22 protein-coding genes and 1 pseudogene are annotated in these 18,791 nt (G+C 38.8%); 17 read left to right on the top strand and 6 right to left on the bottom strand.

Annotated elements, in window-relative coordinates; all coding sequences use genetic code 11:
• The first annotated feature begins 1 nt into the window (after position 1).
• The 8 genes from miaB (at position 2) to G6Q06_RS02905 (ending at position 6,370) form a co-directional block, all read left to right on the top strand.
• The gene (gene miaB / locus G6Q06_RS02940; RefSeq protein ID WP_163565670.1) at positions 2–1,318 is read left to right on the top strand and encodes a tRNA (N6-isopentenyl adenosine(37)-C2)-methylthiotransferase MiaB; all 1,317 of its coding nucleotides are present in this window, start codon (positions 2–4) and stop codon (positions 1,316–1,318) included.
• Entirely contained in the window at positions 1,302–1,925 is a 624-nt protein-coding gene (locus G6Q06_RS02935) for a lysophospholipid acyltransferase family protein (RefSeq protein ID WP_163565669.1), read from the top strand. The genes miaB and G6Q06_RS02935 overlap by 17 nt, the downstream gene beginning before the upstream one ends.
• Entirely contained in the window at positions 1,925–2,932 is a 1,008-nt protein-coding gene (locus tag G6Q06_RS02930; RefSeq protein ID WP_240329177.1) for a hypothetical protein, read from the top strand. Before G6Q06_RS02935 ends, G6Q06_RS02930 begins: the two co-directional genes overlap by 1 nt.
• The gene (locus G6Q06_RS02925) at positions 2,916–3,443 is read left to right on the top strand and encodes a hypothetical protein (RefSeq protein ID WP_240328736.1); all 528 of its coding nucleotides are present in this window, start codon (positions 2,916–2,918) and stop codon (positions 3,441–3,443) included. The genes G6Q06_RS02930 and G6Q06_RS02925 overlap by 17 nt, the downstream gene beginning before the upstream one ends.
• Positions 3,443–4,018, top strand: a complete 576-nt coding sequence (locus tag G6Q06_RS02920) for a hypothetical protein (RefSeq protein WP_163565668.1) — start codon at positions 3,443–3,445, stop codon at positions 4,016–4,018. Before G6Q06_RS02925 ends, G6Q06_RS02920 begins: the two co-directional genes overlap by 1 nt.
• Positions 4,015–4,392 carry a YkgJ family cysteine cluster protein gene (locus G6Q06_RS02915; RefSeq protein ID WP_163565667.1) on the top strand — a complete coding sequence of 126 codons (378 nt, stop codon included), beginning with the start codon at positions 4,015–4,017 and terminating at the stop codon, positions 4,390–4,392. Before G6Q06_RS02920 ends, G6Q06_RS02915 begins: the two co-directional genes overlap by 4 nt.
• 68 nt (positions 4,393–4,460) lie before the next feature.
• Positions 4,461–5,744, top strand: a complete 1,284-nt coding sequence (locus G6Q06_RS02910; protein WP_163565666.1) for an ATP-dependent nuclease subunit B — start codon at positions 4,461–4,463, stop codon at positions 5,742–5,744.
• The gene (locus G6Q06_RS02905) at positions 5,735–6,370 is read left to right on the top strand and encodes an indole-3-glycerol phosphate synthase (RefSeq protein ID WP_240329176.1); all 636 of its coding nucleotides are present in this window, start codon (positions 5,735–5,737) and stop codon (positions 6,368–6,370) included. Before G6Q06_RS02910 ends, G6Q06_RS02905 begins: the two co-directional genes overlap by 10 nt.
• Positions 6,371–6,568: 198 nt before the next feature.
• On the opposite strand, the gene G6Q06_RS02900 is transcribed toward G6Q06_RS02905, so the two are convergent.
• Positions 6,569–8,218, bottom strand: coding sequence for an alpha-keto acid decarboxylase family protein (locus tag G6Q06_RS02900; RefSeq protein WP_163565665.1), 1,650 nt, complete (start codon positions 8,216–8,218; stop codon positions 6,569–6,571).
• Positions 8,219–8,396: 178 nt separating this feature from the next.
• On the opposite strand from G6Q06_RS02900, the gene G6Q06_RS02895 reads away from it, so the two are divergent.
• Positions 8,397–8,900 (top strand): phenolic acid decarboxylase, encoded by a 504-nt coding sequence (locus tag G6Q06_RS02895; protein WP_163534504.1) that lies wholly within the window; start codon positions 8,397–8,399, stop codon positions 8,898–8,900.
• A gap of 150 nt (positions 8,901–9,050) precedes the next feature.
• Here G6Q06_RS02895 and queF read toward each other — a convergent pair whose 3' ends face one another.
• The 3 genes from queF to G6Q06_RS02880 are packed head-to-tail and all read right to left on the bottom strand — an operon-like array spanning position 9,051 to position 12,553.
• Positions 9,051–9,488, bottom strand: a complete 438-nt coding sequence (gene queF, locus G6Q06_RS02890; protein ID WP_205435808.1) for a preQ(1) synthase — start codon at positions 9,486–9,488, stop codon at positions 9,051–9,053.
• On the bottom strand, positions 9,476–12,295 hold the full coding sequence (gene ileS / locus G6Q06_RS02885; protein ID WP_163565664.1) for an isoleucine--tRNA ligase: 2,820 nt from the start codon (positions 12,293–12,295) through the stop codon (positions 9,476–9,478). Before ileS ends, queF begins: the two co-directional genes overlap by 13 nt.
• A 9-nt stretch (positions 12,296–12,304) precedes the next feature.
• The gene (locus tag G6Q06_RS02880) at positions 12,305–12,553 is read right to left on the bottom strand and encodes a S4 domain-containing protein (protein ID WP_163565663.1); all 249 of its coding nucleotides are present in this window, start codon (positions 12,551–12,553) and stop codon (positions 12,305–12,307) included.
• A gap of 313 nt (positions 12,554–12,866) precedes the next feature.
• On the opposite strand from G6Q06_RS02880, the gene G6Q06_RS02875 reads away from it, so the two are divergent.
• The 8 genes and pseudogenes from G6Q06_RS02875 to G6Q06_RS02840 all read left to right on the top strand — a co-directional run bounded on the left by G6Q06_RS02875 (position 12,867) and on the right by G6Q06_RS02840 (position 16,176).
• Positions 12,867–13,244, top strand: coding sequence for a hypothetical protein (locus G6Q06_RS02875; RefSeq protein WP_163565662.1), 378 nt, complete (start codon positions 12,867–12,869; stop codon positions 13,242–13,244).
• Between the two features lie 74 nt (positions 13,245–13,318).
• Positions 13,319–13,900 carry a hypothetical protein gene (locus G6Q06_RS02870; protein WP_163565661.1) on the top strand — a complete coding sequence of 194 codons (582 nt, stop codon included), beginning with the start codon at positions 13,319–13,321 and terminating at the stop codon, positions 13,898–13,900.
• 229 nt (positions 13,901–14,129) lie between these two features.
• Positions 14,130–14,579, top strand: coding sequence for a hypothetical protein (locus tag G6Q06_RS02865; RefSeq protein ID WP_240329175.1), 450 nt, complete (start codon positions 14,130–14,132; stop codon positions 14,577–14,579).
• A 71-nt stretch (positions 14,580–14,650) separates the two neighbouring features.
• Positions 14,651–15,265 carry a LysE family transporter gene (locus G6Q06_RS02860; RefSeq protein WP_163565660.1) on the top strand — a complete coding sequence of 205 codons (615 nt, stop codon included), beginning with the start codon at positions 14,651–14,653 and terminating at the stop codon, positions 15,263–15,265.
• A gap of 26 nt (positions 15,266–15,291) precedes the next feature.
• Positions 15,292–15,432 carry a hypothetical protein gene (locus tag G6Q06_RS02855; protein ID WP_163565659.1) on the top strand — a complete coding sequence of 47 codons (141 nt, stop codon included), beginning with the start codon at positions 15,292–15,294 and terminating at the stop codon, positions 15,430–15,432.
• A 50-nt stretch (positions 15,433–15,482) separates the two neighbouring features.
• Positions 15,483–15,827 (top strand): tetratricopeptide repeat protein, encoded by a 345-nt coding sequence (locus tag G6Q06_RS08525; protein ID WP_163565730.1) that lies wholly within the window; start codon positions 15,483–15,485, stop codon positions 15,825–15,827.
• Positions 15,797–15,946: pseudogene (locus G6Q06_RS08835) on the top strand (tetratricopeptide repeat protein); the annotation flags it as partial. The gene G6Q06_RS08525 and the pseudogene G6Q06_RS08835, both read left to right, overlap by 31 nt.
• A gap of 116 nt (positions 15,947–16,062) precedes the next feature.
• On the top strand, positions 16,063–16,176 hold the full coding sequence (locus tag G6Q06_RS02840) for an SEL1-like repeat protein (RefSeq protein ID WP_205435807.1): 114 nt from the start codon (positions 16,063–16,065) through the stop codon (positions 16,174–16,176).
• Between the two features lie 26 nt (positions 16,177–16,202).
• Here G6Q06_RS02840 and G6Q06_RS02835 read toward each other — a convergent pair whose 3' ends face one another.
• The gene (locus tag G6Q06_RS02835; RefSeq protein ID WP_163565657.1) at positions 16,203–17,774 is read right to left on the bottom strand and encodes a hypothetical protein; all 1,572 of its coding nucleotides are present in this window, start codon (positions 17,772–17,774) and stop codon (positions 16,203–16,205) included.
• Positions 17,775–18,097: 323 nt separating this feature from the next.
• Complete coding sequence (locus tag G6Q06_RS02830; protein ID WP_163565656.1) at positions 18,098–18,430, bottom strand: hypothetical protein; 333 nt, start codon at positions 18,428–18,430, stop codon at positions 18,098–18,100.
• Between the last annotated feature and the right edge of the window lie 361 nt (positions 18,431–18,791).

The following is an 18,791-nucleotide window of genomic DNA, read 5'->3' as shown; positions in this document are numbered from 1 at the left end:
CATGCACCAAAAAGTTTATATAGAAACCATGGGCTGTGCGATGAATACCCGCGATAGCCAGCATTTAATAGGTGAGTTAAGTAAAGTAGGTTATGTAGAGGTAAAAGAGGCCAAAGAAGCTGATTTGATCTTAATTAATACTTGCAGCGTACGCGAAAAACCCGAACGAAAGCTTTTTTCTGAGATCGGGCAGTTTGCCAAGATTAAAAAGCCCCATGCTAAAATTGGCGTGTGTGGGTGTAGCGCAAGCCATATGGGTGCACAAATTCTACAAAAAGCCCCGAGTGTGGATTTTGTTTTAGGGGCGCGCAATGTTTCTAAGATTACAGATATTATTAAACGAGAAAAAGCCGTTGAGATTTCTTTAGATCATGATGATAGCACCTATGTTTTTAACACCCACGCCCCTAGCCAAGTTAAAGCCCTTTTAAATATTTCCATTGGCTGTGATAAACACTGTACTTACTGCATTGTACCCCATACAAGAGGTAAAGAAATTTCTATCCCTATGGATTTGATTTTAAAAGAGGCAGAAAAACTAGCCAAACAAGGGGTTAAAGAGATTTTACTTTTAGGGCAAAATGTGAATAATTATGGGGTGCGTTTTAGTAGCAAGCACCCCAAGGTTAATTTTAGCGCCCTTTTAGAAAATCTTAGCCAGATAGAGGGTTTAAAGCGCATCCGTTTTACCTCCCCCCACCCTTTGCATATGGATAATGCCTTTTTAGAATGTTTTGCTAAAAATCCTAAAGTGTGTAAGAGTATTCATATCCCCTTGCAGAGTGGATCAAATGCTATTTTAAAGGCGATGAAGCGGGGATATAGCAAAGAGTGGTATTTAGATCGCATCACCCGTTTAAAAAGTCTTGTACCAGATGTAGGGATTAGCACAGACATTATTGTGGGTTTTCCGGGTGAGACACAGCAGGATTTTGAACAAACTTTAGAGGTGTTAGAACAGGTGCGTTTTGATACGCTTTATAGTTTTATTTATTCAGCACGCCCGCTTACCCCTGCCTATCATTTAGAAAAAGTACCAAAAAACATCGCCCACCATAATCTAGAACGGTTACAAAGCCGCCATAGAGAGATTTTAGAACAAAAGGCAAAAGGTGAGGTTGGGAAAGTCCATCAAGTATTAATAGAAAATATTACAGAACCCCTAGCAGAAGGCCGTAGCGATAATGGACGGCTATTAAGCTTTGAGGCGCTGAATGCACGGGTGGGGGATTTAGTGCGTGTGCAAGTAGTAGCACATCATAAAGGCAGGTTAAAGGGGCGTTTAATAGAGGATTTTAACCTTGTTAAAGCGCTTTAGAAATGGCTTTGTTTTGCGGGCTGTACCGGTGTTAATTTATTGGGTTTTGACATGCCTTTTTAAGACTTGTAGAAACCGCTTTTATTTGGCTCAAGGGTTAGAAAAACAATCTTTTATCGCCAGTTTTTGGCATGGAGAAATTGCGATGTTGCCCTTTGCTTATTTGCGCTTGAAAAAAAAGCCTAATTTGTATGTGGTGGCTAGCCAACATTTTGACGGGAGTTTAGCCGCAAGGCTTTATGAATGCTTTGGATTTATGTCTATTAGAGGTTCTTCTAAAAGGGGAGGTGTGCGGGTGTTAGTAGAGGGCATGAAACATTTAAAAGAGGGAGCAGATGTAGGGCTTACACCAGATGGGCCCAAAGGGCCTTATCATAGCATTGCCGATGGGGTGGTGGCTTTAGCACAAAAAACCGGAGTGGGGGTTGTGGTTTGCCGTGTGATCTTTGCTAATGCCTTTACTTTTAACACTTGGGATCGCTTTAAACTCCCCAAACCCTTTTCTAAAGTCCATTATTACATGTTAGAGCCCTTCTTTATTCCAAAAGACATGAATTTATCAGAGGCTAAGGCTTTACTTGCAGCACACATGGAGGTTGTTAAATAGTGGGGGTGTGGCAATCTCTTAAAGATGCTTTTTATGACAATGTGCGGGCTTTGTTTTTCTCTGATGTGTTTTTGTGTTTTAATTATGACAGCGATATTTTTTTAAGCCGCATTGAACGCATTAAATGGAAGCAAACCCGTGAAATTATTGATAGAGTCTACCCGGTAAAAAATGGCCTTGTTACAATTAGAGCCTTTAAAGATGCGAGTGATTTTTTCACAACTTATCCCTTCTCCTATCTATGTGGCATGCCAAAGAGTACAGAACAGGGTATGTGTAAAAAAACAGACTTAGAGCGGCATTTGCCCCCTGAAACAACCCCTAAAGATTTAGTTATCCTTGAAATTGATAATTATTATTTTTTCATCACTAAAAGGGCTTTGGAACAAGAAGTCAACACCTTTAACTCTGACTTGCGCGAATTTGATTATCTCTTTTCGCCTTTTTTATTGATGTATAGTTTTATCAAACCCATGTTAGAGGATAATATCGTTATCTATGCTATTTTAGAACATGCGCGCTTTCTTGTAATGGTTAGTAATCAAAAGGAGATTTGTTATAGTAAATTTTATCATTTTGAAAAGGATGCTAAATTAGGGTTGCAGATGCAACAAGAGGACAAAGAAGCTTATGAACGAGAAGAGCACAAGCTCCAATCTTTTTTAAAATCCATTGAGGCAAATTTGATGAATATGGATTTTGGCCAACCTGTATCCAAAGAACAGCCCACAGACGATCCAGAGACATTAGTGGATAACATGCTCCATGCAACTAATATTGTCCAGTTCTTACAAGAGTCTATTAAAGCGGTTTATGACGATCCTAGTTGCCATGTCAATGATTTTATTGAGAAAGTTGTTATTTTAAACACTTATGAAATTTCCCACCAACTCATTGAAACGCTTGCAGAAGAGACTATGTTAGATGTGGTGAGTATCCCCATGTCTCTTACAGAGCAAATGAGTATTTTGGCTAAAAAAGAGCAGTACCGTGAAACTGAGTTATAGAAATCCACTTGTCAAACGCATGGTAAGTTCGCTTACCAAAATCTGGATTTTTTATATCTTACTCTCTGTGTTGGCAATCTATGGCACAACTTATGCTTTACAAAAATACACTTGGCTAGTTGCCCGTAATGTAGAAATTTTAAAAGTACAAAGCAGTATCTATAACCATGAAACTTTGCGGCTTAAAGAAGACATTGCAAACACCATGCAAACTCTGCAAGGTGTTCAGGATAAATCTAATTACATTGTCAACATTAAAGAGTCCATTAAGGGCGTTTTAGAGATGATTCCAGATAGTATTACGATTCAATCTATCACCATTGATTACTCTAGCCTCATTCTTAAAGGGATTGTCCCCTCCAAACAATCTTTTGAATTAACGATCCAACAAAGACTAGATTCGATCTTTGAAAATAGCCATGTGGAATTTTACCCGCTAAGCAATGGCTGGTTTAGCTTTGTTTCTATCAATTCATCTGTTTTACCCTTCATTGCAAAAAAGGTTAACTGATGCAAGAAGTACAAAAACTAGAAGCCCTCTTTAAAACCCACTACCATAAAGACATCGCCTTTCAAGGCATGGTTAAAAACCTCATCTTTGGCGCGCTGTTTATTATTATAGCAGCAGGGGGCATAAGCATGGTGCTTTATCCTAAGATTAAAGATTTTAGAGCTCAAGATATAGAAGCCAAACAACAGCGCATTATTGAGACGCGCCAGCAAAAGAACTTTGCTAGTGTACTTCGATCTTACTACTCTATTAGACAAGAAAATAGAGATGTACTCAAACCCCCTAGTTATGAAAGAGTGGCTAATGCCATTAGTGCTATTTTAAACCAACATTTTAGCCATGTACAAATCCAAGAGAAAAACCGCAAAATAGACCCCTTAGGGCATTTTTTCCATGAAGAATTAGAGGTTAAGGCTATGGCAAATTATTTAGATGATTTGTATAAATTTTTAGATAATATCGTGGGTATGAGTGCCCATGTACAAGTAGATTTCCCCCTTAGCATCACTAAAACCAACAAAGCCTTCGCACTAGCCTTTGGGATTCATATTGACTATGGAGCAATTGAGCGTTGAGATCATTTTCTTTTAATCCAAATGCTTGTACTACTTGTGGGGCTAGGTGTTGTTTAGGCAAAAGGGGGTATGTTTTTGTGAGTGTGGAGCAAATGCGCGCCATTAGCGCCTTTTTAAATCTATCCTTTGAAACTTTCACTTTAAAATACATTAGAAAAGTCCAAAATGCTTATAGCCTTTTAGAAAAACCCGCCCATGATGCAAAAAACGGGTGGGCTTGTGTGTTTTTAGAAGAAGAAACCAAGCGATGCCGTATTTATCCAGTACGCCCCAAACAATGTGCGACTTTTCCTTTTTGGGAGTGTTTTAAAACAAAGCAACAATTAGAAAAGCTAGCCGCGCTATGCCCGGGCGTTGTGCTTAATGGATTGTAATGTGTGAGAAATACTCTTAATTAAAAAATTTATTATATACTCGTTGAAACTCTAGGAAGTGAGGTGTGATGCAAAAGCAGATGCGTAAATGGAAATGGTTAAATTTAGGATTACTCTGTAGCACCCTTTTAGCCCAAAGCGTTACTGAAGATCAACAGATTTTGATCGCTTCAGATGCTTTCCAGCGGGGGGATTTTGCGGCAGCTAAAAAAGATTATCTCCATTTGTATAAAGAAACTAATAATATCATTTATGCCAAAGAGGCGGCGATTTCTGCTGCTAGCTATGGGGATATTAACACCGCTGTAGAATTAGCCATGCTTTATAAGCGGGTTACTAAGAACAATAAAGACCTTTCTATCAATAAGATTTTAGTAGATGGCTATATTAAAACCGGTCAGCTGGATAAAGCGGTTGCTTTGTTAGAGAAAATCCGCAAAGAAGACAAGTCTTTAATGCTAGATAATGTACTGGGATCGCTTTATATTAGCCAGAAAAAATACACCAAAGCCTTTGATGTTTTAAGTAAGCTTTATAACCAAGTACACGATGAGGATAGTCTAGAAAAACTCATTACCCTCTATTTGATTCAAAATAACCAGCAAGAGGCCGCCGATTTGATCGCCTCACATCTAGAGGAATATGGCTGTTCGCCTGAGTTGTGCCAAAAAAGTTTTAATACTTTAATCCAGCTCCACCAATTACAAAAGGCCAAAGAAGCCTTTGCTACTCTTTATGAAAAAGATCCAGTGGTGCAAAATGCCCAGCTTTATATCGGGATTTTGACCATGCTAAAAGAGTTTAGTAAGGCGGAGAAAATTGCTTTAAATTATCCCTTTGATAGACGGCTATTACTTGATCTATACACCGCGCAAAAGAAATTTGCCCTTGCTTCTAAACAGGCGGGTTTACTTTATAATGAACGCAAAGACCCTAAGTTTTTAGCCCTAGAGGCTGTTTATTCTTACGAGGATATAAGCGCTAAAAAACCCCCTAAAAGGGCTGAAATTCTCCCCATAACCCGTAAATTAGAACAAGCCATTGCAGAACGCCAGTACCAATTAAGGCGCAATAAGGGCAATTTAGACGCCCAAGATGCCTTTTTTTATAATTTCTTGGGTTATTCTCTGATTGAATATAATTTAAATATCCGTAAGGGTATTGATTATGTCAAAATGGCCTTGAAAATAGAACCCGATTCGGTGTTTTATATTGATTCTCTAGCTTGGGGATATTATAAACTGGGTAATTGTGCTGAGGCTAAAAAGCTCTTTTTAACCATTTCTGAGGAGGCGATTAATTCTCAGTCCGAGCTTAAAGCCCACTCTAAATCTATTGCAGAGTGTCACTAGAATATTTAAAGCAATCTCTTGAATTAAGGCAAACTTTACGCCCCTTTGAGATGTTGGGCAGGAGTTTAGCCTATAACCCGCATTTGCCAAGACTTGATTTAGAAAATCTCAGACGCCTTAAAGAACCTCATAAAATCCTTACCCTTAATGCCACCCACGATTTAGAAAATTTAGTACAAAGGGTACAAGAAGCCGAGCAGAGTAATTACTCCGCCCTTTTGCTAGATTTTAGCCAAATCTATCAAAGCCCCCCGTCTTTAGAAACGCTTGATTTATTAGGTTATATCCGCCGTTTAAGCAGTAAGCCTATTATCCAAAAAGATCTTTTTATGGATCGTTACCAAGTTTTAGAGGCGCTAGTGTATGGGGCGGATGCTTTGCTTTTAGAAGCACAATTTTTAGAAAAGAATTTAAAGCAAATGGTGGAGTATAGCGCGCATTTAGGTTTGCTTGCTATTGTACAAATTAGCAGTAGTAAGGATTTACAAAGAGCTGTTTTTGCTAGAGCTAAGGCGCTTTTTCTTGCTAGAGATTCTGAAAACCTACTCAAACTCACCCCCCAAAATTTTGTGATTTTAAAAGAAGCTACCACTTCTGAGTATGGCGCGGACGCTCTGATTTTTTAGGGGGTTTGGACTTAAACGCCTAAACATGGAGGCAATTACTTATAGCGCACAAGCAAGCGGGGACGATTAAACTCCTTTTAATAGTTCAGGCGATAGCACAGCCACAATAGCCACCGATTTTGACCGGTCAATTCTCTTGGCTTAACTACAGGGGTGATGAAAAGGCTAAGCGGTAGCGCCCTTAGGCGCTATCAATCCTTATTGTTGGTTGTTTTTGGAGGCAATTTCGCCCAATTTCTTTAAAAGAACGGGAGCATCGTCGCGATCCATAATCACCTCTATAAAAGAGAGCTTTTTAGATTTATCCGCTTCCTCTAGGGCGTGGTTGAGTTCTTCTACAGAAGAGGCAGTCGCGCTAAAGGCATGCCGTTTGAGATGTACATCAAATACTTCAACTAATTTAGTGTAATGCCACATATTAATATCGTTGTATTTGCGATTGGGCCCATGGATACAGCGCTCCACAGTGTAGCCATCGTTATTAATCACGATGATAATAGGTGTGAGGTTTTCTCGTAGCATTGTGGATAATTCTTGAGCGGTGAGCTGGAAAGAGCCATCGCCAATGATAAGAATATTGCGCCGTTTTCTATCTGCAAGACAAGTTCCAAGCAAAGCCCCAAAGGTAAAGCCAATAGAACCCCAAAGCGGTTGTCCTACAAAAGTAACTTTTTCGGGGAGATGGATTGTAATAGAACCAAAAAAGGAAGTTCCTGTTTCCGTGAGCAACACATCTTTAGGGCGCAGATGTTGTTCAATCACTTGGAAAAATTTATGCTGGGTGAGTTTACCGCTTAGTTTAGTGTGCTCGTGTTTTTCAGGGTGAGGCAACTTAGCGCTGTATTTAAGGGTGGCTAGTTTTTTGAGCACATCGGGCATTAAAATATCGCTATAAACTTTTTCACCTATTTGGCTATAAAGAGGGTGCACTTCTATAACAGGGACACCAAAGCCCGGGGTTGTGTTGATGTAGTGAAATCCGGCTGTTAAAAAGTCTGTAAATTTAACCCCAAGAAGAATCAAACAATCTTTATCTCTTGCCACAGAAGTAACCCGTTCATCACTTAAAATACCGCTATAAATCCCTATAAAATTAGGGTGTGTTTCAGGAAAAGCGCCCTTACCCATAGCAAGCGTGGAGATGGGTAGATTAGCCTTTTCAATAAATTCAAGCAATTCATCTTGAAGTTTGTAGCGTTTGATCTCATAGTCGGCCAGCACAAGAGGCGCTTTGGCGTTTTTGATAATCTGTTTAGCCGCCTCTAAAAAAGAATCTAAAATTTTTTTATCACTCTTGGGTTTATAAAGCATGGGCGTAGAAACCTCAATAGAGAGGTGGGCTACATCAGCAGGGATACCAATATAAACCGGTTTTTTATGCAAAGCACACTCAGCCAACACGCGATCGATCTCGCTTTTAGCGTTTTGTTTGTTAAGCACCGTGCGAGCAACCGTGATAGCACGATACATATCATAAAACTTCATAAACTCCCCATCGCCTAAAGTGTGGTGCATGTAGCGGCGATTGATAGAGGCATTTCTTGAGGGCATGCCCACAATCTTAACCACAGGTACACTTTCAGCATAAGAGCCCGCGATTCCATTAATCGCACTCAGTTCGCCCACGCCAAAGGTAGTTACTAGAGCGGCCATAGAGTTAATACGCCCATAACCATCGCTAGCATATGCGCCGTTAAGCTCGTTACAATTACCCACCCACTCTAAGCCCGGATCATCTTCAATCAGATCTAAAAACTCCAAATTATAATCCCCGGGTACTCCAAAGACATGCCGTACCCCATAATCCTTTAAGCGATCCAGCAGATACTGGCCTACAGTTGTTGTCATCATAAACTCCTTGTTTAAAAATATTGTTGCAATCTCAATCTTTCTAACTTTGTTAGCTAGGCTGAAAATACAAACCACAACTTTAGCAAAAAATCGCTAATTAATCATGTAAAATCTTTAAATTTGTCCGCATTTTAGGAGGACTTGGCTATAATTAAAAGAAAAATAAGGGATAAAAATGGATTGCAGGACTTTAGAGGATTTTTTAGGTATGCATTTTATTTACACTTATGATAATGGGTGGGAGTATGAATTGTATGTGAAAAACAGCCACACCATTGATTATCGCATCCACGGGGGCATGGTAGCAGGGCGCTGGGTTAAAAATCAAGAGGTGGATTTAGTGCAATTAGTAGAGGGCGTGTTTAAGATCACTTGGACAGAACCTACAGGTACAGATGTAGCTCTGGATTTTATGCCCTGTGAAAAGCGAATCCATGGCATGATTTTCTTCCCTAAATGGGTACATGAACATCCTGAAATCACGGTTTGTTTTCAAAACGAACACATCCCTTTAATGGAAAAATCGCGCGATACCTACGCCACCTATCCTAAATACCTTGTCTCTGAATTTGCCACGATCACCTATGCCAAAAATAGGGGGCAAAATAACGAGGCCGTGATTAACAAAGCCCCCTACCCCGGTTTAACAGATACGATTCGTTCTGGAAAAGAACCGTAGGTTCTTTAGGTTATGATTTCTTGCAGAGTTTCTAAAATGCCCTTTTACAGATAACACAAGCATACTAATTTGCTTACAACTACCAAATAACTGACTACGCCCAAAAAAGCAAAAGTTTACGCATAGATTGATAAAAGCCTTAAAAAGACTCTAATAAATCCTTACAAGTCTTTGTTGCTTTAAAGTTTGGTAGTCCTTTGTTGCGTAACTCACAAAGGGTTCTAAGGCAATGCTCCCGCGTTTACTAAACTTGGCTTGTACCTCTAAATATTTAGGCTTTAAAAGAGCAACCAAATCGTTTAAAATCTTGCCCGCACAATCCTCGCCAAACATGCCTTCATTGCGGAAACTAAAAAGATAGAGTTTAAGCGATTTACTCTCCACCATTTTTAAATGGGCAATGTAATTAATGCTTAAGCTGGCAAAATCTGGCTGGGAAGTGATAGGACAAAGGCTTGTAAATTCCTCTGTGTAGAGACGGGTAAAAATATCTAAATGCGGGTGGGGGTTGTCAAAGGCTTCTAAGAGACTGGGGTCGTATTTGTCAATATAGGGGGTTTTATGCCCCAAATGGCTTAAACCTTGCATGCGCTTTTCTTTAAAACTTCTGTACAACGCGGGCAAATATTTTCTTGATCCACACTGTTAAACTGCCAACAACGCGGGCATTTATATTTACTAGCAAGATAAAGGCTAAAGCCCTCACCCTCTAAAAGTGGCTCTTTTGTTTGCAAACCCCCTACTACACTCACCATAAGCCACTCCTCATAGTGGGAAAATTTTAAATCTTTAGGGTTTTTAAAGCCTAATTCTAACTCTAAAGAAGTTTTAATCTTTTTCTCTTTTTTAAGGCTATCTAAAGCCTCGCTAAAGAGGGCGCGCACTTCTAAGGGGCGTTTAAAATCCTCTAAAATTTCTTGATCCCCCTCAAATAACAAAGGCTCTTTTAGATCAAACACCCCACCTCCTTCTAGCGTCACCTCTTTAAACAGATCACTAGCATGTGTGAAAACCTCCTCTATGGTGTAGGTCAAAATGGGGGCTAGAGTAAAACAAAGTTGGTGGGCAAGGTACAACATGGTAGTTTGAATCGCTAGCCGTTTAGGATCTTTTTCAAAGGCGCAGTAGAGGCTATCTTTACAAATATCTAAATAAATGCCACTGAGCTCATTAGCCATGAAAGCTAAAAGTTTTTGTAAACCTTTTACAAAATCAAAATGTTTAAAATGATCTTGTACTTGTATAAAAACCCTAGAGCTTAGCGCTAAAATCCAGCGATCAATCAAACCTAAATCTTGTAAGGGTACTAGAGTTTCTAACCCCTCCATGTTAGCTAGCAAAAAGCGCAGGGTATTACGCACCTTTTTATAACTCTCAGAGGTTTGTTTAAAAAAGGCACTAGAGACGCTGAGGTTATCCTGATAGTCATTCATCACCACCCACAGGCGTAAAATATCACTCCCATAGGTTTTAAGCACTTCCTCTAAAGAAAAGACATTGCCCTTAGATTTACTCATCTTATGCCCCTTAGCATCCACGGTAAAACCATGTGTGAGCACTGCTTTAAAGGGCGCTTTAGAGTGTTTGATACAACTAAGTAGTAGCGAGCTTTGAAACCACCCGCGGTGTTGATCGCTTCCCTCTAAAACTAGATCGCTAGGATAAACCCCCAAGCGCTCCTCACACACCGCCTTAAAAGTACTCCCGCTATCAAACCACACATCTAAAATATGCGTGTTTTTCTCTAAAGTTGGGGCTAAATGTTTAAACTCAGGGGGTAAAAGTTCTGCAATGCTTAATTCCCACCACACATTACAACCCTGCTCTTTAAAGGTCTGCTTAATATGCTTTAAAATCGCCTCCTCTAACAAGGGCTCTTGGGTTTTCTTATCTAGAAAAAAAGCCATAGGCACGCCCCAGTTGCGCTGTCTACTCACACACCAATCAGGGCGCTGCTCAATCATAGCTTTTAAGCGATTTTTACCCTGCTTTGGATAAAAATTTACACTTTCTAATGCCTCTAGCGCCACCTCTCTTAAAGTTTTCAAACTCCCATTGGCTTGTAAAAAAGGCGTATCCATTAAAATAAACCACTGGGTGGTAGCGCGGTATAAAATGGGTTCATGGGTGCGCCAACAATGCGGGTAAGAGTGGGTGATGATTTTGTGGTGTAATAAATGCTCCCCTAAGAGTTCTAAAATTTGGGGCTGGCTTTTTAAAACATGTTTGCCTAAAAAGGCCTCCGGCAAAAGCTTTTTTTGTAAAATCTCCTCATTATAACAACCCCTATCATCTACCGGTACCAGTACCTCTAAATTATAACGCAAGCCTAAATGATAATCCTCCTCCCCATGCCCGGGGGCAGTATGCACCGCCCCGCTGCCCTCCTCTAAACTCACATGATCGCCTAACACCACTAAAGAAGAGCGTTGATTAAGCGGGTTAATAGCGCGTTTATGCTCTAAAAGATCGCTAGTAAAACTGCCAATAATTTCGCCCTCTAAGATGCCTTGATCGAGTAGTTTTTGGGCTAGCTCTAAAGCGATGATGTGCCCTTTGGAGGTGATAGCATAAGTAGTTTTTGGTTTAAGTGCAAGGGCAACATTAGCCGGCAAAGTCCAAGGCGTAGTTGTCCAAATCACTACAAAAAAATGGCTGGGGATATTTTGCGTGCTAAAATGCGCCTCCTCTTTAAGAAATTGCCCCGCCTGCTGCTCTAATCTGAAAGCTACAAAGATCGAATCAGATTGTTTATCTTGGTATTCTACCTCTGCCTCTGCTAGCGCGCTTTGACACGCCCAACTCCAATAAACCGGCTTAAAGCGCTGTTTGAGTAAACCTTTTTGTGCGGCAATACAAAGCATTTCATAAATACTTGCTTCAAAGGCGTATTGGTAAGTTTCATAAGGGTGATCATAATCGCCTACCACCCCTAGCTCTAAAAACTCAGCGCGCTGGATATGGATAAATTTTTGCGCGTGTTTATAGCAACGATCCCTAAATTCTAAAGCATCTAAATTGTGGCGCTTTTCTGGGGGCAGTTTATGTTGCTCTGTTTTAAAATCTTTTTCTACCTGTTGTTCAATAGGCAGGCCATGGCAATCCCAGCCGGGCACATAGTTAGCGCGCTTGCCTAAAAAATACTGGTGTTTGAAAATCACATCTTTTAAAATCTTATTAAGGGCATGCCCGATGTGTAAATGCCCATTAGCATAGGGCGGGCCATCGTGTAAAATAAAACTTTCTTGTGCGTGGGCGCGTTTTTTTTGCATAGCATTGTAGATGTGCTGCTCTTGCCATTTAGCATAAACCTTAGGCGCACTTTCACCTAAATTAGCCTTCATTGGAAAAGAAGTTATGGGCAAAATTAAAGTATCTTTGTAATCTTTGGGCATGGTTAATCTTTAATCAAGGATTTGGAAATACAGATGGCTTTGGCTTTTAGGAATGGTTTTAAGGGTGGGGATAGCAAGCACTTTGTAGCGCTTTTTTTGATCTAAACAATTAAGCTCGATCACATCGCCCACTTTTACCTCTTTACTGGGCTTAACAACCACCCCATTGACAAAAACAACCCGCTCTTTGAGCATGTCTAGCGCTATAGAGCGCCTTTTAGTAAGATTGACAGCATTTAAAAATTTATCTATGCGCATGGGAGTATTGTAGCACCTAATCCTTTAAAACTATCCTAGATGGCGATAAATAGCCAATTTTGTTATTGTTGATCGATCTTTTTGATTATAGCGGTGTTATCTTGACAAACTTTTTTGAACTAGATGCTAAGAAAAACTTAAACTATGTGAAATCCTTACAAATAATGGCTAGTTTGTCTATGTTATTTAGTGAAAATGAAATATCTTTTTTACATTACCGCGTCATGGAAAATTTGTTTTGCCATGCTTGGTGCACAGAATTTAAGCCAAAACGGCTTACAATAGAATCAAATACACTAATCAGGAATGTAAAATGGATTTATTCAAACTGCTCTCAAATGCTCCTTTGATACGCTCACTTAAAAAGAGATTGTATGCATCGCTTTCTAATCTCAACTATGCCTCTACTATCCACCTTAATGATAAATTAAACATGTTACAAGCAGAGGCTTGTTCTAATCAAGATAAATTAGAAAAGCTCCTCATGTTGCAGGCAGAAACTCTTTCTGACCAACATAAAAAAACTTACGAAAACATCATAATATCGGGGGGGGGGGTGGATATTCGCGATTTTGAGTTTAAGGTTTACTCTCAAAATGGCGAGGATGGGATTTTAGATTTGCTCATAGAAACGCTTGATCTTGATTCTTCTTCTCTGCCTACCCCCGTGCTTTTATTGAATTTGGCGTAGAAAATTACAAAGAATCCAACACCCGTTATCTTCTTAGAAAACGCCGTTTTGCAGGTCTTGTGATGGATGGGAGCTTGGAACATAACAAACAAATTAAAGAAGATGATGTTGTTTCTGTCTCGCATGATTTAGAGGCGCGTTGTGCCTTTATCACCCGTGAAAATATCAACTCTCTTTTAGAGGATTACCTGCGTTCTAGAGATTTAAGCAATGTCGCTATTTTGAGTATAGACATTGATGGGGTGGATTATTTTGTATGGGAGGCAATTAAATGTGTAGAGCCGGCAATTGTTGTGATCGAGTTTAACGCTATTTTTGGGGCTAATTGTTGTGTGAGTGTGCCCTATAGGGCGGACTTTAACCGCCTTAAAGCACACCACAGCGGGCTTTATTTTGGAGCGAGTCTGCCAGCACTTCTTTCTTTAGGAATTAAGAAAGGTTATGTTTTGGTAGGCTGTGATAGATCTAGCACCAATGCGTTTTTTATCCATAAAAGTCTTGTAGATAAATTCCCTTTTATCCTAGCACCTCTCCAAGAATACTGTTTGGCCCATGATGTCTGCCAGAGTCGCGATATAAAAGGCAACTTTACTTATTTGAGCAAAGAGGCTAGATTTAAAGAGATTGCGCATCTGCCCCTGCATAGCATCGCTTAAGAGCACACCGCTATACTCAAATGAATTATCAAATCTAGGGGCTTTTGGTGCTTGGATTTATGTATGCCCAAAATATTTATAGAAAAGGGCATGAACAGGGGAAAAACGCCCGTACTTTGTTATTTATGAAGACAAAGTATTTGTTCTAGCTTTCCCGGTAACAACACAAGATAAACAGAGTAGAAAATACCCTTCACATAGAAATTATATTGTAAGCGGTGGGGAGGTGATGGTAGATCAGTTACAAATCATTCCAAGATTACAAATCCAAAGTTTTAAAGAGAATCAGAAAACAGAGCTTGCTAGCCAACTGCGAGATATAAAAATATTAATGGATAGAAAGCGCTTAGTTGAACAATTTTTAAAACAAATCATTTTACAAAATAAATCATGTGAGATTGAATTAGCTCAAAAACTATCTTTTGGAGATGTGATTACTCTAAATAATGAAAATCCTTTATTGTGCCGATACCCTACTTTTATCGTGCTATCTTCTGATAAATTCCACCTTTCTAGCATGTGCTTGGTCGCACCCTATGAAAATGAATCAATTATTTTCAAGTTATTACACTGCATTGATTTTCAAGCAAGGGATTTTTCAATCAAACATAATATCAAAGAATGGCTAGCCCCCGCAGATTTATACGACAAAGTCAAAAAATCTCTTTTCTCTCATTAGTTTTATGGCTAAAATTTAGCCCAAAGTCTTTAAACTAAAACGCGTACTATTTTGCAACAAAGGACCTAGTCGTGAGCTTTTTGCCCATTCTGCTGATTGATTTTTTTGCCTTGTTACTCCCAGGACCTGATTTTTTAATCGTTAGTTCGTACGCCTTAAAAACAAACTTTAAAAGCGCATTTTTGGTTGTTTGTGGCGTTTCTTTAGGCTGCTTTTTTTGGATTATTCTCTCATTAAGCGGATTAAAAATGCTTTTAGAGGCTTTCCCTCTCATGAAAATTTTATTAACTCTCTTTGGCATGTTTTATTTGTCATACTTAGCCTTCTTGCTCTTAAAAAATTTAAAGCAAAAAGAGAATTTTGAAACTTTAATTAACATGGACAGACCCTTTATCAGAGGTTTTATAACAAATATCAGCAATGTTAAGGCTTTATTTTATTTCAGTAGTATTTTCTCAAGCCTAAATTTTTCCTATCACTTTTTAACCCTCTGCTTGCTTGTGTTTCTTTTGGTGGCAGAAAGTTTTTTATACTTTCTTTGTATAGCCCTGCTCTTTTCAAATCCCAAAGTTAAAAATTTATATTTTAAACATTACAAAAAGATAGATCTTATCTGTGCCTTGATTTTTATTGGATTTGTTATTTATATTGCGATTAATCTTTATAGAGAGTGGGTGGTGGGTTAAAAATCAATTGAATTTAAAGAAAATAGATGGTGTTTAAATGTATTTTGTATATGGCGTTGGCGGGGGTGTTGTGTTTGGCAAATATACAGGCTAAGGAGAAGAGCGCTTATTCTATCGCTGAAAAAGCCCTTAGAAGTGGAGACACTCAGAAAGCCTTAAAGTACTAGAAAAAGCTGGAGAGGAGGGAGATTCTAGGGGCTATTTAAGTCTAGCAGAGATGTATAGAGATGGGACTTATAGAAGTGGAGATGGTCTAAATACAGATAAAGATTTTAAAAAAGCTAAAGAATATTATCAAAAGGCAATAGATATGGGAAATGTAGATGCTTATATTGGCATGGGGTTTCTCTATCAGGATGGAGAAGGTGTGAAAAAAGACCACCAAAAAGCTAAAGAATATGTTCAAAAAGCTCTACAATACTGGCAGAAAGCCGCAAAGAGAGGAGATTCTCAAGGCTATTTAAACTTAGCAGAGTATAAAGAGGGGGATATTTATGAAGGGATGGGTGTAAAAAAGACTGCCAAAAAGCCATGCAATATTATAAAAAGGCTGGAGACTTAGGGAATGCAGAAGGATATTATAATGTGGCCGACATGTATTTAGGAGATTATAGGGGGGATCAATATGAGTGCCGTATCAAACAGGATGTGCAAAAAGCCATGCAGTATCTTTACAAGGCTGCAGATATGGGTTTGGCTAAAGCTTATGAGTACTTAGCGACTATGTATCAATTTGAGTCTCCTTTAAAAAAGCAAGATTACAAAAAGCTTTTAAGTACTATAAAAAGGCTGCAGATATGGGGGATACTAAGGCTGCTACCCAACTAGCAATCATGTATAAAGATGGACTTGGTGTGCAAAAAACCCCGCAAAAGTCTAAGGAGTATTATGAAAAAGCGGGCGTAGAATAGTAAAAAGCAATGTGCTAGTAAGCCACTTAGAGGTTTTGATCTTTCTTTTGATCGTTTTTTTGTTTTTCTACGATTTCTACGATTTTAGGTAACACCCTTTCAAATTCCTTAAGAATGTCGCCTTCTTTAAGATCAATCTTAATGGATTCCTCTATCTCCCCCTCTTGTTCTTCTGATTTTATTTTTGCGACCTCGATCATAGATTTTTTACTATCTGCAAAAATAGCAGAATTTTTAATGGTAAATTGGCGAGCTCCCCTGTTGTTTTCATATTCTAAGCTCAGCTCCTTAATTTCTTTTTCCTCCTTAATTTCTTTTTCCTTACAGTAGCAGTACAAGGCATAGCCTAAAAGATCTCTAGATTCCGAAGAAAAATTCCGTTCTTTTATAAGGTAAACTTGTTGATCGTTTATCTGAATTTTCCTACAATCCTTAGATTGATTTTGATTAATAAATCCAAACAACTCTCCTTGTTGGATCAAAAGCTGCTCCCACCAAGACCTCTTTTCAAGCGGCTCTAAACCCTCACCACCCTTTAATTTTCCATCTCTGTAGTTCTGAATAATATCTCTCAGTTTTTCCTCTAATGTTTGCTTTTGAGATTTTAAAAGGTAATCTAAAAGCTTTTTAAAATATAAAATCTCTATCTCATACTTGCCATCTTTAGAGCGCCTATCGCTTTTTTCAAATAGACGGAATACAGGTTGTCTATATCTGAAACTCCCCGTCTCGTGACGGTTACCAAAAAACATGTTATTTGTAGTCTTAGTTGCTCCAACACTATAATTCCCAAAACACAAAAACGCTCTTTGGAATAGTGCTAAATCCTCTGTCTTTAGGAAAAATGTATCTAAAATTTCTATAGTCAACTCGGCATACTTTCTAAACTTTTCTAAATCTTCTTTATCTTTCCCTCCACTAAAATCTAGCAAAAAGTTTACATAACCTCTTAAATATCTATGATCGCTTACTTTTTCTAAAACCTCCCTCCAGTCTGAATTATTAGAGATAAGTTTAGCCTTTCTGTGTTCTACCTCGTAGACTTTTTCATTAAATTGTGATGTTCTTTTATGCTCAGATAAGAACCGGTAAAAATTATCCCCAGTAACCCCCTTAGAAATTTCTTTTAAAAGCCCAAAACACCCTTCAATATCTCCAGTGTACAAGTAGAAGTTCTCTATAAAATGCCCACAAACGCGCAAATAATCTAGATTCAATTTTTCTGCACCGGTCTTAACCATGAATAAAAGCGCAAAGAAATGGCATACTTCTTTATTCTCTAATGTTTGATTAAAGAACTTAGGCCTTTCAACTCCAAAAAACCACAGCTCTTTTCCCTTCTCTTGCCATTTTGGCAATAATTTAATCGTTTGATCAAGTAATTCTAAGTTCTCTCCTTCTTGTAAAAACCTATAAGATTTATCAATAGCACGCTCTGTATTCAAAATATCTGTAATAGTGATATTTTCTCGGCCTTGTTGGTCTTTGTTATCTTGCTCTGTATACTTATGCTCGAGTGCAAAAAAAGCATTGGCATAGTGCAGGAAGTAGAAAAAACGATCATCAAATACTTTTAAGTTGCTTCGGATCAGGATCAAAAAAATAATCGCTCTATTCATTATCCATGGCGCTGAGTAGTTTTACGTTTGAAATATTAGCTTGTTCTATAAAAGCTTTAAGATTCTCAAACTTACTTTTAGTGTTTGGCATACTCCCCATAGGTTAGAGGATCGAGAGGATCATCAAGGTTCGCCCGCTAGGCCGCTCTCACAGCCTCCACCCTTAGAGTTGAGCCCTTACTCTGGCGATTTAGCACAAAACCTTATAGCTGCGCCTTAATCGCTTTAGCTAAGCTTGCGGGCTTTAGCGCGCAATTGGTAATTATCCTTGATGAGAATGCAATGGACATGAAGGACAATCACTACCTCGCCCTAAAAGTGGCTGCTCTCCCTGTAACTTTGATCAAAGTTATGCCATAACCGCCGGGATGAATAATCTCATAACGGGGTAGGAGAAGAGTATCGCAGTTACATGCAGCAATAGCCTTATCAAGCAACAATTCCGTCATATTAGGATTCTTGGGGTTATAGGGCATTTCTGCACTCACTAAGCCACCCACATTAAAATCATTACTATTAAACTGCACAAGATACTTTACATTGCGATCAAATTTTGCTGCTATTACTGTGCGGCTAGAACAACCACCAAGTAGCAAAGCGAGTAACAACCCCTCTAACAAAAACCCACCAAACATAAAACATCCTTGTTAAAAAAAATTAACGGGTATCGTCGTAACATGCGGGTATTGTACCGCGAAAGTGGAAATAGACGGCACTCATTCCACCCGCTAAAGACGAGTGGGATTTTTGCCAAAGATACTTAAATTTCTATATCTAGAAGATTTAGCAAATCATGAGAAAGAGAGATCAACTCTTCAAATAAGGCCTCGAAATCTTTTAGAAGTTCTATGTATATATCCAATATATCATGGAACAAGGACGGATCTAAGTCTAATTTCAGAGGATATTCTTGTGAGTCCACACTCTTTTTAGCAAGCAGGTAGAAATATGCCATGTCGGCCAAAAACTGCCGATGCTTCTCAAATACCCCCGCAC

Source organism: Helicobacter suis (genome assembly GCF_902196135.1).
Classification (GTDB): Bacteria; Campylobacterota; Campylobacteria; order Campylobacterales; family Helicobacteraceae; genus Helicobacter; species Helicobacter suis_A.
Note: the sequence above shows the minus strand (reverse complement) of the source record. Positions and strands in the feature narration are given on the sequence as shown.